Here is a 14,364-nt window from a genome sequence, read left to right on the forward strand (position 1 = left end):
CATTTAAGGGTTTTTTAGGCTATTTTGAGATTATCAGCACCCCTAATAGCACCCCTTTATGTCGTAAAAATTTGAACTGGAGAGCATCGCAGATGGCCTACTATAGCATAGAAAAACGTCCTCGCGCAGATGGCACTGTCCGCTACCGCTGCACTGTTGGTGTTAAGTCTGGAGGTAAATATATCTACAGGGAGAACCGTACATTCGGAAAGCAGTCTCACGCTAAAACATGGGGTGCTCAACGGGTGGTCGATTTAGAGCAAAACGGGGTGCCCACACAGAATGATGCCGAAGATTTTACGGTTGGTGCTCTACTGTACAAATATATCAATGATCCAGATCTGGGTGGAAAGGCAGGAAGAGACAAGAAAAATGTATTGAATGCATTATTAAATAGTGAATTGGCAAAATTCACGCTAGTTGAGTTTTCGGTGAGTCATATTATTGAGCATTGCAAGCAGCGATATTCTACAGGAACTACTCCCGCCACCATTAATCATGATGTCGTCTATTTGTCATCAGTCCTAAAATCAGCCAAGCCTGTCTATGGCATAGACTACACCTCGAATCCTGCACATGAAGCTCGTTCAGTTTTAACCCAAATGGGGTTAATCAGTAAAAGCCAACGACGCAGCAGAAGACCAGAGCGCGAGGAGTTAGATAGATTAATGGAAGTGCTACGCAGACGAGGTAGTCATTGGACAAGTAATATTCCTTACGAGGATATATTGAATTTCTCAATACTTTCCTGTATGCGCATTGGAGAGGTATGTAAAATCAGGTGGGATGACATTGATGAGAAGCAAAAGTCTGTGCTCGTAAGAGACAGAAAAGACCCCAGAAAAAAAACAGGTAATCATATGTTTGTTCCCTTGCTTGGGGATGCGTGGGATATTGTTCAAAGACAACCAAAATCTGATAGTGAACTGATATTCCCCTATAATACGAGAAGCATATCTAAGGGTTTTCACAAGGCATGCGTCGAACTAGGCATTGAAGACCTCCGCTATCATGATCTACGCCGGGAAGGGGCAAGTCGCTTGTTTGAGGCTGGGTTCTCAATTGAAGAAGTCGCGCAAGTCACAGGTCATCGTTCGCTGAATGTATTATGGCAGGTATACACCGAGCTGTACCCGCAATCACTGCATGAAAAATTCAACAAACTTATGCAGCAGAAAGAAGAAGAATTCCAAGGGAAGGAGTCCACCCTTTGACTCTCAAGGCAATCAACTATAGAAGAAATCCCTATAGTTGCCGTAGATGGCTCAAACCTGAATCATGGTTGAAATTCCAACCATCTTCAAAGTGTAATATCCCACTTTGGGTATGGTGATTTCCACCATACCTTTTACCCTCACAGGGTTGCTTAATGTAACTGAGTGACTCACGACGAATTTCGTCGGTAGTGAGTACAAATAAATATAACGTATTGATTTTTACCATGACGCAAATTTGCGTCATCTTTAAAGTGGACTATCCCACTTTGGCTATTTCGATTTCCGAAGCACCTTTTCTTTTTGCGCTCCACCAAATGATGACCGCAAATGAACCGAGTCGCTAAATGATACGCGCAAAGTTTGTGTACCTCTCCATGAATTATCACCTTAATGGGCTTTTAAATCCCATTAGCGGAAAGTTTCGCTGAGTGACAGGCCAAAGTGACGGCCTCGAATAAATCAATGAGTTATTGAGGTGTGAGAAATTTTTCGCATACACATCAGCTAAAATTTCAGCCGATGACTGAGCGAAAAGTTTCGCTGAGTAACCGGACGAAAGTTCGGCTGATTGGAACAACCCGAAATTATCGGGTAGGCCAAAGTGAGGACCACGGTATTCTTCGAGGTCACTGAGCTAATGACCTCGACAACAGGACCCCTTAAACTCAAGGAGTCCCTAGAGTTAATTTCACTGCTCCGTTTGTGACGGAAGAATGCTGAATTAAAGGTGAGAAATCCCACCTTTAGCTAAGCTGTTGATTTTTCTCAATTCCCGCTCAGGACAGGAATTCAATTAAATCAACGGGTTAAAAGGGGATAATTATCCTATTTACGTAAGTGATTGATTTTAATTATTTCTGTCACAGGGGCAGAGATTAATAGAATCAAGGCATTAAACGCGTGCGGAGAGTTGAATGAATTGATGGGGGTTGTGTGGGGGATGGTACAAGTGGGAAGGAAGAGTATTAAGGGATGTTGCCTACATGAAGACTCGCCCGGGGCGGACTTGGTATTATCCGTGATCATATAAAGTGTAAGCTCTATCTAACCATACAATGAAAAAAGTGGAATCACGTCTATAGCCAACCATGGGCTTCTTACCACTGAACCTAAAAGCGATAAGGTTAACATCTTCTGTTATGTGCGCAGGGATGGGGGGTTTTATTGCCGTTCTGTGGATTTTTTCAAATCCAAGCGCATGTCGGTGTTGTTGCTTTATTTGACCCCATGTTAATTTACTAAGCCGGAATAATTTGTCAGATAAAGCCGCCTTATCATCCCTTTCACAACTGCTTACACAGTAATTATCTTGCAGATATCTTAAAGAAAATTCTGGCGGCCTGTTTTCTGAATTATCGTTAAATTCAGGGCCAATCTTAAGCCTGACAGATTTTTCCTGAACTTCCTGAGGCGCTTTTATTCTTTTAGGTTTTTTCTGTGCCATATTAATTTATACGAGTAAGAAAGTAATCCTTAAGCTCATTATGGGAAATAACCTGATAGCCTACCCCTTCGATATAATTATCTTTCCATAGCGCTTCTTCATGAGTCATATTGCGCAGCTTCCAGGCAGAGAACTGACCAAATACACTATAAACTTCATCAAGAAGTTCTCTTTCATCATTGGAAAATTTATTTAAATCAAGGCGGGCAGGGATAGGCAGCGCTTGATTACCATGCTTTTTATATTTCCTATAAATCGCCGGAACCACAGGGCCATGCATCCACGCTTCTATCTGCTCCTCAAATAACGGCTTTTCCAGCAACGCCAAAGAAAAACCTTGCGCGTAATAAACCAGCTTCTGTAATTTTAAATTGGAAATAGTGTCGCCGCTTTCCTCATTACAGCAAGCCAAAAAATAATCAGCCACATCAAAGCAAGTAGGCATAACACTCTCCATTGATAATTTAATAAAATACTACACGCCAAGTTTATCAAATTGATATATAGCTATGGTTATATTAGTGTCATTGAATCTTAAGCTCAACCACGTAGGCTGTATTTATTTTGTTTCATTGATGATTAAAATGCATCACCTGTTTCGGGTTTTAGCCATCCATAACTTGGGTTCAGGCGCTAACTTTATAGCGCCCTATAGCTTTTTCATATCATCAAGGCTCTGAATTCACCTCCCCCTGCCCCACATTCCACACCGAATCTTCCGGCATCTGAACGCGGACATCTAAGCGACAACCTTCGGGAATGTCGCAGGGTTCGGCATCGGCATAGTAGACTTTTTCACCATCCACGATGTCTTTTATCCGCCTGTTCTGGAACCGTTCAGGTAAATGGGGATGCTGACGGTGGAAAGTACGAATGATGATGCCGCCGCATTTTTTCACTGTGTCATCAATGTAGATGAGTTCCAGCCCGTTGTTATTTTTCGGGGAGGAGATACCGCCGTGGACACCCCATGCTCCGTCAGCGTTATAACCCAATACGCCGGATATCTGATAATGGCCAATGCCGAGTTTAGTGACAGTCGCGCCTTCGGATTCGTCGTTGGTGATGAATGTGCCATCGGGGTAGATTTGGATGATGGGGGAGGCTTTTTTTAGGAAGCCGTTGTTGTCTATGGTGGTATTGGTTGTACCCCATAATGTGCATCCCCGAATTGTATTACCTATTTGCATAATAAATTGTAATTCAGTACGTTGCGCGCTAAGCCAAAGATGAAATACATTATTTTCATCATAGCGCAGCAAGATACCTGCTCCCCATCCGACCCACCAGTTATCACCATCACCCCCACCCATACGATAAATTGATGTTGGTAACCGTTTAGCATTTAAATCACTATCGCTAGCTAAACGAGCAATACCTCCAAATCCATAATCCCCGACTTTCATCGCCCCTGATAAACCCAGATTATTTACAAATTCAACCTTATTTGGAATATCTGCGCCATTTCGGGATTTATCCAGCTTCCCCTCCATCGTCGCCTGCAACGCCCGTACCGACTGTTGAAACTCTGTTTTATCTGCTTTTCCTTCTAATGCCTCCTGTAACGCCCGTATCGATTGCAGTGACACCGTCTGACCGTTCGGCAATGTCACGTCAACCACGCCATTCTGTGACATCCATTTGTCCATGTTCTGGAGAAACTGGGTGATGTAGCTGGTGTTGGCCACAATATGTCGGACGCCATCCGAGACGGAATCGGGGAGGGTGGTCTGAATCTGGTATTTCGCGTTATTCAGGGTGACCGTGGCGTTATCCGCCAGTACCAGTTCGGTATCGGAGTTCACCGTCTGAATCAGGTGGATTAAGTTGTTGCTGCCAGACCGGATTAACATCAACTGCCCGGGTGCAACACCGTTGATATTGGAGATAAATTTCGTGCCCGTACCGCGGACAATAGCCGAGCCGGACACAGTTGAGGCTGTGCCTTGTGAATAGTACATAGTGTGTTCCTGAGAAAATCTAAGATAAGCCCGTAGGGTTTGGTGATTACGCCTTGAACGCCAGAATAGTTATCATAAACCCTTCACCTTCCTGATAATATGTAACGTCCCCTGGTACATTTTTTGGCAATGTTCCATAGCCCGTGATGATCGATGGGACATATCCTGTTCTGAGGTTACCTGTAGAAATTGCATATGTCCTCGCCCGGCATATTGTATTTCCATTTAGCGATACCCACGCCTGTTTGCTGGAGGTTGCTGTAATTTGCAATGCAGGGATAACAATAACGCGGTCGAATGGTGACGGAGGAATGGTTAAATTTCCAGCGTTCATTGTGTAAACCTTCACAATGTCGCCAACGATATTATTCACTGACAACGTCCCTTTTATTTTGCAGTCCTCTTCGATAGTGACGTTTCTCAGGGAGCCTGACGTCGCATTAATCTCACCTCTCGCCTTGATATCACCAAACTCAGCAAAACCGGATTTATCAATTTTCCACCCCGCCCGACCTGCGACATAATTTCTGGACTGAATGAAGTTGCCGATTTTGGCGTTAGTAATGCTGCCGTCCTCTATGAAGGTATCTCTGGCAAACAGCTGTCCATTCTTAATCACGAACACCGGCTCCATTTTCCCATTGGACGGATTCACCACGGTAAACTGGTTCGCCCTGACGCCGAAATGCGTTTCGACCCTGCCATTCTTTACCTCAGCCCCAATGACCATTCCCGCGCCATAATATTGTCCCCTGTAGTTCACGCCTGCCCCGATATCCTTGATGGCATAGCCGTTGCCGTCGATATTGAAAACTGCCGTCGCTTTCTCGCTGATAATGGCGGATTGTTTACCCAGTTGAACCTGAGTGCGTCGTTCATTGTCAGCCACGACCTGATTGATGTGGTCCAATGATTTTGGTCACCGTTATAGAGGTGATATTCTCACTTCAACACGCAAAATAGGTGACATGATGAAAAGACGTTTCAGCCCCGAATTTAAACTGGAATCTGCCCCGCTAGTCCTTGACCAGCATTACAGCATAAGAGAAGCGGCGAAGGCGATGAATGTGAGTAAATCGGCAATGGAATCTTGGGTTCGCCAGTTAAAACAGGAGCGACAAGGCCAATCACCCAAAGCCTCACCCATCACGCCGGAGCAAATTGAAATACGCGAACTGAAGAAGAAACTGCAACGCCTTGAAATGGAAAACGATGTATTAAAAAAAGCCTCAGCACTCTTGATGTCGGACTACATGAACAGTTCTCGTTAATCGAGCAATTCAGAGTGCATTATCCGGTGGCTTCTCTTTGCCAACTGTTCGGGGTTCATCGCAGTAGTTATCAGGCCTGGCACAAGCGAATCAAGCGGCCAGACTCTGCTCGCGTAACGCTAAAAAGCCGGGTTCGTGAAGCCTTTAACAAAAGTCACGGTTCTGCCGGAGCACGAACGATTGCCTCGATAGTTACCCGTGAGGGGATCCCATTAGGCCGATGGCGGGCCGGAAAACTCATGGCTGAACTCGGGCTGGTCAGTCGTCAACAACCCAAACATCGGTATTCACGAAAGGAGCAGGAACATGTTGATATTCCAAACCATCTTGATCGCCAATTTGCTGTTACGGAACCTAATCAGGTTTGGTGTGGTGACATCACTTACATCTGGACAGGTCAACGTTGGGCGTATTTAGCGGTGGTTCTCGACTTATTTGCGCGTAAACCCGTCAGTTGTGCGATGTCATTTTCGCCCGACGCTGAGTTAACGAAGAAAGCCTTAACAATGGCATTTGAATCAAGAGGAAAGCCACAAGGTGTGATGTTTCACAGCGATCAGGGATGCCAGTATACCAGCAAAGCATTTAGGCGATTATTACAGCAATATGGTATCAAACAAAGCCTGAGCCGACGGGGAAACTGTTGGGATAACAGCCCAATGGAGCGGTTTTTCAGGAGCTTGAAAAGCGAATGGGTGCCTTTAGAGGGATATGCAAATTTTATGGCAGCCAGATATTCAATCACCCAGTATATAACAGGTTATTACAGTCAGCTTCGCCCTCACTGGTATAACAACGGATTAACCCCCAATGAATCAGAAAGATTATTTTGGGAAGCCTCTAAGTCAGTGACCAATTTTTATTGACCACTTCAAACATCACCCCGGATATTGCGGTAATACCGCTCGCTTAAGAAAACTAAGATAAGTCATAATTGGTCTTAGACAAGCATCTGAGGCCAATTTTTTTATGTCTGAATTTTCTCGTGAACTCCAAGCCACTGCGGCCTTAAATTACCCGGGATCCATGGATGCCTTTAGTCAACACATTCCGATGGCATGGGTGACTGAAGCGGTTAAAGAAACGGGGCGAGCCACTGTGCGAAAACGTCGATTTCCCGCCGAACAAGCCGTCTGGTTAGTGCTGGGTATTGGGCTCATGAGAAATCGTTCGATCAATGATGTTTGTGACAAATTAGATCTGGCGTTTCCTGACGCGAAAGGGAAACTGCCGCCATTAGCGTCAAGCAGTCTTTCAAAAGCCAGACATCGTCTTGGTATTGAACCCTTGCGACACCTTTTTCATACCACGGCCACCGAATGGGAAAAAGAAGATACGGCTTATTCTGCCTGTGGACTGAAAATCTTCTGCGTGGATGGCACCCAGTTTAAGGTGCCCGAAACGGCTGATAATCAACAGCTGGGTTATGCCTCAGGCAAAGCCCCCTTTCCCTCTGTGCTGGCGGTGACCCTGATGTCCGCCCGGACACATCTTATCTCCGATGTGGCGTTTGGCCCCATCACCCAAAGTGAGATTAGCTACGCTCAGCGACTGGTGGGCTCTGCCCCCGAAAATACCCTGACGTTGTTTGATCGGGGCTTTCTCTCTGCGGAGTTATTTCAGGCCTGGCAAGGCACCGGCAAAAATACCCATTGGCTCACTCCGATAAAAAGCAAAATGCGTTATGACGTCATTCAGGAATACAGTCCTTATGACAAACTTATCGATATGCCGGTTTCTCCCCAAGCCCGGCAACTGCATCCTCACCTTGAAAAAACCTGGCGGGCGCGCCTCGTTCTGATCCCGGAACCGAAGGGAGAAATTAAAGGGTTTATTACCTCTATGGAATGTCCCGTGACGTATCCCCTCAAAGAGATCCTCACTGTGTACTGGGAACGATGGGAAACCGAAGAAGGCTATGGTGAGCTGAAACAAAGACAGCTCAATAATACCGCCCTCCTGAGAAGCCAGACACGGGCAGGTATCTATCAGGAGTTATGGGGCATCCTGATCGCCTACAATCTGGTTCGGCTGGAGATGAGCCGGATGGCAAAGGACTATCGTGTTGAACCGCTTCGGATCAGCTTTATCAATGCGTTACGACTGATACAGGATGAATTTTTATGGTGTTCAGGACGCAGCCCCGGCACGATCCCGCAAAAATTAAAAGCCCTCAGAGAAAGTGGCAAACGGCTTATTTTACCTCAAAAGCGAAAACGCCCATCGGTTCCAAGGCAAGTGCTCTGCAAAGCACCCTGTTACCCTTATAAAAAAAAGAACCGCTCGTGCTTAAGCGAGCGGTATTAGGATATTGCGGTGGGTTTTCTCTGCGATGGACAGGGTGTCTTCCTCGCCCTCTTTCGGTAACGTCATTGCCTGCCAGTGTCCCCATGCCCCGGCGGAGGGTTCGCGTAAGGTGACGGTGACATCGCCCCATTCCGGTACGGTCACGGTTTTACTGCGAAAGCCGGCATTCGGGGCCAGTGCCAATGCGCGCAGGTCGGGTTTTTTCTTCGCCATGATTTATTCTCCTTGTGTTGTGCTCTTGGTTAACGGGACGGGTTTCAGGGGAAGCTGCTTGCCTTTGAGTCGCAAAGTAAAGGAGGCAGTAACAACACCACTGGTGGCAACACTCCATGAGTTTTGGCGTACCTCAGCAAGAAAGGCGTAACCATTACCTGTCGGAAATTCCACCTTAAATGCATGAAGCTCATCGGTATCGTAGGCATTACGCAAAGTATTTTGCCCTGCTTCGTTAGCTGACCAGTTGCCGGACAGGGTGATCTCCCCCGGTGCGGCGAGGCCATTCGTCATTTCCTGCTCAGTGGAGCACAGCGTGGTGACTTCAATGTCAGATTTTTGCCCACCAGTGTAACTGATCTCCTTGGTGGTACAGTCAATCGCCTGCCAGACGGCATTCGTGGGGTTGACTTCGGTGGCGGGATTGGCCGAAATGCTCACTTTCGTGCCCTGGGTTTTTTCGTATTTACTTGACATGGACAATTCTCCAGAAACAAAACCGCCCATTACGGACGGTGAGGTAAAAATGTGGGGGTTATTGCCAGAGTTGGCATTCCAGTGTGGCGCGGTACAGTGCCGTATCAGACTCGTAGCCGTTGGTTTCGCTGAGTTCCGTGGGATGCAGTCCAGCCAGCGATAACCTCGCCCTATCCCGTACCCCCCGCGCCTCGTCAATGGTCAGGGCATAGACATCAACTTGCAGGGTGGTGAGGCTTTCCGCCTGTCCGCTCAGGACATCCCGATCAATGCTGTAGAGAGAAAAGACACACCACGGCGGAGCCACGGGCGGCTCTGACTGCGGTGCCACGTAAGGGAAAACCTTACACCTTGCGCAGGTAGGCTGAATTGAATGCCTCGTCTGGCAGGGTTGCCAATACGTCATACGCATCCGGCGTGGCGCCGCCCGAGAGTAAACCGCTAATCACGGCGCTTTCTAAGTCATACTCGTTCATGCTATCGCCCTCCTGTATAGCGGCGGCATGACAGATATAGTCTGCGCTTACACTCCCCACGCGCATTAATAATTGATTTTTCGCTATCACTTCAAAACGATAGCGGCGACAGGTGCGGCCATACTGGCAGATGATATTCATCAGCAAATCGGGGTTAGCCGCAGGGGTTACGCATGAAAATATTGAGTGGATAATTCCTTCATTTTTAGAGGGGGGCAGATGAAAGAATTAGTGGAGGTCTTTTCTGATTTTCCAGATCCACGTTGTCAGGGAAACCCGACGCAAAGGTGTAGAGATATCTCTACAGTTGAAAGTAAAAAGCCACCTTCATAGAAGGCTGTCTCTTATACAGAAGTTCCTCACTTAATGTGAGATTTTTTGAACTAAATATTTTTCTCACGATCAGATCTTCAAGGTATTCAATTTGAGGATTTCTGAGATGATTAAAAGCAATCATGAATGGGCTAAAGAGCAATTTGGTCATGCTAAACTGGGTGACCCAAGAAGAACGGCCAGGCTAGTAAACATGGCTTCAGATTTAGCCCAATATCCCGGTAAATCCGTTGTTAAATCCTCATCATCTCCAGCCAGTATGGAAGGGGCTTACCGATTCATTCGTAATGATAACATTTCATCGGAAGATATTGCTGAAGCGGGGTTTACTGCAACTGCAAATCAGATTGAGCGATACCCACTACTACTTGCTTTGGAAGATACAACCACGTTGAGTTATCAACATCGTTCGATACGAAATGAATTAGGACATGTCAACCAAGGCAACCGTTGGCGAGGACTTCTCGCTCACAGTATTTTGTTGTTTACGCCAGATACGAATGAAGTTATCGGGCTCATTGAACAACAAAGATGGACAAGAGATATAAAAACTCGAGGTATTCGTCGTCACGATCTTAAACGGCCTTATGAAGATAAAGAAGGATATAAATGGGAAAGAGCCTCTCGAAATATGGCGTTGCGTTTAGGCGATGCAATGACAAACGTCATCTCTGTCTGTGACCGAGAGGCGGATATTTATGACTATTTGATTTATAAGGTATTAAATAAGAAACGTTTTGTGGTGCGTTCAATGATGAGCCGACATATTGAAGAAGGATCCGATAAATTGTATCAATTTGCCTCAGAACTGAAGAGTGTTGGACAACGCCAGATACAAGTAGCTCAAAGAGGAGGACGGAAAGCAAAAGCAGTCACGCTTGATGTGAAATATGCTCCTGTGACGCTAAAAACTCCCTCGAACAAAACGGGAGATGCTATTCCTCTCTATTATGTTGGGTGTTCAGAGATAGGCAATGAGGATAACAAGCTCAATTGGCATATCCTGACTAATGAGCCGATAAATAATAAAGAGGATGCCCTTACCATTATCGGTTATTACGAAAAACGCTGGCTTGTAGAGGAATACCATAAAATTTGGAAGAGTGAAGGAACAGGCGTAGAAGAACTGAGAGTTCAAAGCAAAAATAATCTAGAGAGGTTAGCCACCATTTATGCCTTCTTAGCTGTCAGGATATTTCAATTAAAATTTGCCAGTGAGCAACTTGAAGATATTAGCTGTGAAAAAATTTTGTCGCCAAAAGCATGGAAGTTACTCTGGCTTAAGAGCATAAAAACAGCCCTCCCTGAAACGCCTCCCACTGCTAAATGGGCATACGAACATCTAGCAAAACTCGGTGGTTGGAAAGATAGCAAACGAAATGGCAGAGCATCAGTAAAAACCTTGTGGGAAGGATGGCTAAAATTGCAGGCCATCCTTGAAGGCTATGAACTCGCACTGTCTCTTGAACAAGACTTATGATCAAGAGACAGCCTTCATAGAAGGTGGCTTTGATTTTGCCCCAGAGGGGCATACTAAAATCTCTAAAAACAAGTCCCTGCCACTTCTATTACTTTAAAATCTAAAAACCAATAAGGCAGAGCCAAAACCTGTTGCTGACCACCTCCGCAGGAGGTGGTATTCAGTTATGACTAAACGCGCATACGTCAAAATATTTAAGTTCAAGGTCACCGTCTAAAGACGGTGGTTTTAACCTTTCATATGGAAAAATAAAAAAGCCCCTCGAAAATCAAAGGGCTTTTGCTAGCGGTTTCAGTTATAAAGTGGATGAGATGTGGATGACGTTATATAAACCCTTTTATAATCAATGTGCAACATCTCTAAAATCCCCACAGTATGTGGACTCTTATTATAAATGGCAAATATTGTCAGGAAACGAATGTTGTTTGACCTGTTAAGCTATCTGTTTTTCCAATCGTTTTTCGATAGCATCCATCAACATGCCAGTAATGGCGATGTCCGGGAAAGCGGCTTCAATTTCACGTACACAGGTTGGGCTGGTTACGTTGATTTCAGTTAAGCGGTCACCAATGATATCCAGCCCAACAAAAATTAACCCTTTCTCTTTTAATACCGGAGCAACTGCACGGGCAATTGCCCAATCGCTTTCTGACAATGGGCGAGCTTCTCCACGACCACCTGCCGCCAGGTTACCACGGGTTTCTCCTTGAGCAGGGATACGGGCAAGGCAATAAGGCACAGGTTCACCATCAACAACCAGTACGCGTTTATCGCCATCTTTAATGGCAGGCAGAAAATTTTGGGCCATACAATAACAATTGCCATGTTCAGTCAGGGTTTCAATAATAACGCCGACATTCGTGTCATCTTGTTTCAGACGGAAGATGGAAGCGCCTCCCATACCATCTAAAGGTTTAAAAATAACATCGCCATGTTTTTGGTGGAATTCGCGTAGTTTTTTGGCACTGCGGGTCACTAGCGTATCGGGTGTCCATTCTGGGAACCAGGCAGTAAACAGTTTTTCGTTACAATCGCGCAAGCTTTGGGGCTTATTAACGATCAGGCTGCCTTTGGTTTCTGCTCTTTCCAGAATATAGGTCGCATAAATGTACTCAGTATCAAAAGGTGGATCTTTGCGCATCAAAATAACGTGCAAAGTATCGAGAGCGATTTCTTGCTCACTGCCAAACTGATACCACTGTTGTGGATTTTCTTCCACCGTGAGCAAACGTGTGCGGGCGCGAGCCTCTCCCTGATGCAGGTAGAGATCATGCATTTCCATATAATGGATTTCCCATCCGCGTTTTTGTGCTTCCAGCAGCATGGCAAAACTAGTGTCTTTCTTGATGTTGATGGATGAAATAGGATCCATCACAATACCGAGCTTGATCATTTTTTCTCCTTAACCCAGGTCACCAAAACGTACTTGCAATGCGGTAATTGCAGTGAGTGCTGTCGTTTCTGTCCTCAGGACTCGAGGCCCTAACAGGATATCAGTAAATTGATATTTTGCTGTCATTTCTATCTCTTCGGCAGACAATCCCCCTTCAGGCCCAATCAGCAGGCGTACTTTTTCCACGGGGAGTGGGAGGGTATTGATGCTATGGCTGGCACGGGGGTGCAAATTTAATTTTAGGCTGCCGTCATTTTCTGCGCACCAGGTTTCAAGTGGCATAATGGGGCGGATTTCAGGGATCTGGTTACGTCCGCACTGCTCACAGGCAGAAATGGCAATTTTTTTCCATTGTTGTAATTTCTTCTCCAACCTTTCTGTATCCAGTTTTATGCCACAACGTTCAGACAGAAGTGGGGTAATCGTGTTGACACCCAATTCAACCGATTTTTGGATTGTAAATTCCATTTTTTCACCACGGGACATGACCTGCCCCAGATGCAGGTTCAGTGGTGATTCATGATCAGATAATTTGCCATCAAGGATAAACACCTTAACTGTTTTTTTACTGGCTTCCGTGATTATTGCATCAAAAACCTGATTACTGCCATCAAAGAGTTGTAATGCTTGCCCATTACTCATTCTAAGCACGCGACCCACGTGATTGGCAGCGTCATCACTCAAATAAACTTCCACGCCTGTTGAGAGCAGTTCAGGGTGATAGATGCGGGGTATTCGCATATTCTTCTTTCCTTCTTTTTCCGGGTTCTTCCGGTATGGCGCAAACAGCCATATGACAAAATTGATTCATTGCCATGATAAATGAGCGCTGTTTGCGTGATCAAGTTATCTCTTGGCTTAAGGAATACAAGATATCTCCATGCGAGCTGGTTCGCATATTTATTTTATAATTGCTTTTTTAGCTAAATTTTTATTGCCAATACCCGGAATAAAAAATTAATATTCATCTTGTCCTGATTGATGTCAGGAAATTAAGGAAAGAAGACGGTAACAAGGATGTTATTTATAAATGGATTTTAATTTCTTACAGGTGAGAAAAAGGAAGGGTTTTATTTTAATTAACGTAGATTATATAATAGTTATGTTTTTCTGTAGTACCTTATTGTTATTGGCCGTTATCGATATTAAAACATATTGCTTGCCGGATATTATCACTCTTCCTTTATTATGGTTTGGGCTTTTGGTTAATATTGATGGTAATTTGGTTTCAATAAAGAGTGCAATATATGGCGCCATATCAGGGTATCTTTTTTTTGTGGTTTTTGTATTGGTTATGTCGATATACCTTAAATAAGGAGGGAATAGGTTATGGTGATCTTAAATTAACCGCAGCGATCGGTGCTTGGTTGGGTGTGGAAATAATACCAATATTGATGCTGATGGCTTCATTATTTGGCGTGTTCGGGTTTGTAATAATTGGCGTGAAAAGAAAATCGTTTCCTAAATTTATCGCATTTGGGCCTTATTTATGTTTATCCGCGATAGTATTACTGGGGTGTGGTATTGGCAGAGTATAGTATTCATCTGCAAAGTGAGACAATAAATAAAAAGTGGCGGAGAGAACAGGAACCTAACCTACGGTACGCATTCTGTAAATACTAGATGTTAAAAGCATCTAGTTGTTTTAAGCTGCTTTTCTGCACATGCCAGACGTTGGAAGCATCTGGTTAGCTTGAGCAGCGCATCCTGCGTACATTAGACGTTAAAAGCATCTGGTTGGTTTAGGCTATTATTCTGTATGCGCTAGATGTTAGAAGCATCTAGTTGGCTT

The 14,364-nt window shown here is 45.0% G+C and carries 16 protein-coding genes; 6 read left to right on the forward strand and 10 right to left on the reverse strand.

The genetic code is table 11. The features are described from left to right. Window positions 1-92: 92 nt before the first annotated feature. A complete protein-coding gene (locus tag PXH59_RS10215; RefSeq protein WP_285811583.1) occupies window positions 93-1,214 on the forward strand; it encodes a site-specific integrase in 1,122 nt (373 codons plus the stop codon). A 1,015-nt stretch (window positions 1,215-2,229) separates the two neighbouring features. Here PXH59_RS10215 and PXH59_RS10220 read toward each other — a convergent pair. The 4 genes from PXH59_RS10220 to PXH59_RS10235 form a co-directional block, all read right to left on the reverse strand. Beyond that, window positions 2,230-2,661 carry a hypothetical protein gene (locus PXH59_RS10220; RefSeq protein ID WP_285811586.1) on the reverse strand — a complete coding sequence of 144 codons (432 nt, stop codon included), beginning with the start codon at window positions 2,659-2,661 and terminating at the stop codon, window positions 2,230-2,232. Between the two features lies 1 nt (window position 2,662). Beyond that, window positions 2,663-3,106: a Panacea domain-containing protein gene (locus PXH59_RS10225; protein ID WP_285811588.1), complete on the reverse strand. Its 444-nt coding sequence runs from the start codon at window positions 3,104-3,106 to the stop codon at window positions 2,663-2,665. Between the two features lie 223 nt (window positions 3,107-3,329). Next, entirely contained in the window at window positions 3,330-4,622 is a 1,293-nt protein-coding gene (locus PXH59_RS10230) for a phage tail fiber protein (RefSeq protein ID WP_285811590.1), read from the reverse strand. 46 nt (window positions 4,623-4,668) lie between these two features. Continuing rightward, the gene (locus tag PXH59_RS10235; protein ID WP_285811591.1) at window positions 4,669-5,532 is read right to left on the reverse strand and encodes a phage tail tip fiber protein; all 864 of its coding nucleotides are present in this window, start codon (window positions 5,530-5,532) and stop codon (window positions 4,669-4,671) included. A gap of 58 nt (window positions 5,533-5,590) precedes the next feature. On the opposite strand from PXH59_RS10235, the gene PXH59_RS10240 reads away from it, so the two are divergent. Together PXH59_RS10240 and PXH59_RS10245 are read left to right on the forward strand one after the other, a co-directional pair. Next, window positions 5,591-6,759, forward strand: a protein-coding gene (locus tag PXH59_RS10240; protein WP_285811737.1) for an IS3 family transposase whose coding sequence is annotated in 2 segments (ribosomal slippage) — window positions 5,591-5,852 and window positions 5,852-6,759 — 1,170 coding nt in all. Because the reading frame shifts where the segments join, the coding sequence is not laid out codon by codon here. Between the two features lie 103 nt (window positions 6,760-6,862). Then, window positions 6,863-8,200, forward strand: coding sequence for an IS4 family transposase (locus PXH59_RS10245; protein WP_285811593.1), 1,338 nt, complete (start codon window positions 6,863-6,865; stop codon window positions 8,198-8,200). On the opposite strand, the gene PXH59_RS10250 is transcribed toward PXH59_RS10245, so the two are convergent. Genes PXH59_RS10250 through PXH59_RS10265 form a run of 4 tightly spaced genes read right to left on the reverse strand, consistent with a single transcriptional unit; the run spans window position 8,183 to window position 9,513 of the window. Continuing rightward, window positions 8,183-8,413 carry a phage tail assembly chaperone gene (locus PXH59_RS10250; protein ID WP_285811595.1) on the reverse strand — a complete coding sequence of 77 codons (231 nt, stop codon included), beginning with the start codon at window positions 8,411-8,413 and terminating at the stop codon, window positions 8,183-8,185. The two genes, PXH59_RS10245 and PXH59_RS10250, sit on opposite strands and share 18 nt — an antisense overlap. 3 nt (window positions 8,414-8,416) lie before the next feature. Continuing rightward, window positions 8,417-8,890, reverse strand: a complete 474-nt coding sequence (locus PXH59_RS10255; RefSeq protein ID WP_285811597.1) for a phage tail tube protein — start codon at window positions 8,888-8,890, stop codon at window positions 8,417-8,419. Window positions 8,891-8,948: 58 nt separating this feature from the next. Further along, window positions 8,949-9,221, reverse strand: a complete 273-nt coding sequence (locus PXH59_RS10260) for a hypothetical protein (protein WP_434223359.1) — start codon at window positions 9,219-9,221, stop codon at window positions 8,949-8,951. Between the two features lie 13 nt (window positions 9,222-9,234). Next, window positions 9,235-9,513, reverse strand: coding sequence for a hypothetical protein (locus tag PXH59_RS10265; protein ID WP_285811866.1), 279 nt, complete (start codon window positions 9,511-9,513; stop codon window positions 9,235-9,237). A gap of 292 nt (window positions 9,514-9,805) precedes the next feature. Between PXH59_RS10265 and PXH59_RS10270 the strand changes: the two genes are divergently transcribed. Further along, window positions 9,806-11,179 (forward strand): IS4 family transposase, encoded by a 1,374-nt coding sequence (locus PXH59_RS10270; RefSeq protein WP_285811599.1) that lies wholly within the window; start codon window positions 9,806-9,808, stop codon window positions 11,177-11,179. A gap of 433 nt (window positions 11,180-11,612) precedes the next feature. Here PXH59_RS10270 and gshB read toward each other — a convergent pair whose 3' ends face one another. Both gshB and rsmE read right to left on the reverse strand, forming a co-directional pair. Further along, the gene (gene gshB / locus PXH59_RS10275) at window positions 11,613-12,572 is read right to left on the reverse strand and encodes a glutathione synthase (RefSeq protein WP_047769719.1); all 960 of its coding nucleotides are present in this window, start codon (window positions 12,570-12,572) and stop codon (window positions 11,613-11,615) included. Between the two features lie 9 nt (window positions 12,573-12,581). Beyond that, complete coding sequence (rsmE, locus tag PXH59_RS10280) at window positions 12,582-13,313, reverse strand: 16S rRNA (uracil(1498)-N(3))-methyltransferase (RefSeq protein ID WP_047769717.1); 732 nt, start codon at window positions 13,311-13,313, stop codon at window positions 12,582-12,584. Window positions 13,314-13,674: 361 nt separating this feature from the next. On the opposite strand from rsmE, the gene PXH59_RS10285 reads away from it, so the two are divergent. Together PXH59_RS10285 and PXH59_RS10290 are read left to right on the forward strand one after the other, a co-directional pair. Then, complete coding sequence (locus PXH59_RS10285) at window positions 13,675-13,887, forward strand: prepilin peptidase (protein WP_285811739.1); 213 nt, start codon at window positions 13,675-13,677, stop codon at window positions 13,885-13,887. Then, window positions 13,820-14,110: a prepilin peptidase gene (locus PXH59_RS10290; protein WP_285811601.1), complete on the forward strand. Its 291-nt coding sequence runs from the start codon at window positions 13,820-13,822 to the stop codon at window positions 14,108-14,110. Before PXH59_RS10285 ends, PXH59_RS10290 begins: the two co-directional genes overlap by 68 nt. The last annotated feature ends 254 nt before the right edge of the window (window positions 14,111-14,364 follow it).

The organism is Xenorhabdus bakwenae (genome assembly GCF_030272115.1).
GTDB classification, from domain to species: domain Bacteria; phylum Pseudomonadota; class Gammaproteobacteria; order Enterobacterales; family Enterobacteriaceae; genus Xenorhabdus; species Xenorhabdus bakwenae.

Coding starts and splice junctions, on each gene's coding strand:
- PXH59_RS10215 (WP_285811583.1), top strand. CDS start 93: ATGGCCTACTATAGCATAGAAAAACGTCCTCGCGCAGATGGCACTGTC.
- PXH59_RS10220 (WP_285811586.1), bottom strand. CDS start 2,661: ATGGCACAGAAAAAACCTAAAAGAATAAAAGCGCCTCAGGAAGTTCAG.
- PXH59_RS10225 (WP_285811588.1), bottom strand. CDS start 3,106: ATGCCTACTTGCTTTGATGTGGCTGATTATTTTTTGGCTTGCTGTAAT.
- PXH59_RS10230 (WP_285811590.1), bottom strand. CDS start 4,622: ATGTACTATTCACAAGGCACAGCCTCAACTGTGTCCGGCTCGGCTATT.
- PXH59_RS10245 (WP_285811593.1), top strand. CDS start 6,863: ATGTCTGAATTTTCTCGTGAACTCCAAGCCACTGCGGCCTTAAATTAC.
- PXH59_RS10250 (WP_285811595.1), bottom strand. CDS start 8,413: ATGGCGAAGAAAAAACCCGACCTGCGCGCATTGGCACTGGCCCCGAAT.
- PXH59_RS10255 (WP_285811597.1), bottom strand. CDS start 8,890: ATGTCAAGTAAATACGAAAAAACCCAGGGCACGAAAGTGAGCATTTCG.
- PXH59_RS10270 (WP_285811599.1), top strand. CDS start 9,806: ATGATTAAAAGCAATCATGAATGGGCTAAAGAGCAATTTGGTCATGCT.
- gshB (WP_047769719.1), bottom strand. CDS start 12,572: ATGATCAAGCTCGGTATTGTGATGGATCCTATTTCATCCATCAACATC.
- rsmE (WP_047769717.1), bottom strand. CDS start 13,313: ATGCGAATACCCCGCATCTATCACCCTGAACTGCTCTCAACAGGCGTG.
- PXH59_RS10285 (WP_285811739.1), top strand. CDS start 13,675: ATGTTTTTCTGTAGTACCTTATTGTTATTGGCCGTTATCGATATTAAA.
- PXH59_RS10290 (WP_285811601.1), top strand. CDS start 13,820: ATGGCGCCATATCAGGGTATCTTTTTTTTGTGGTTTTTGTATTGGTTA.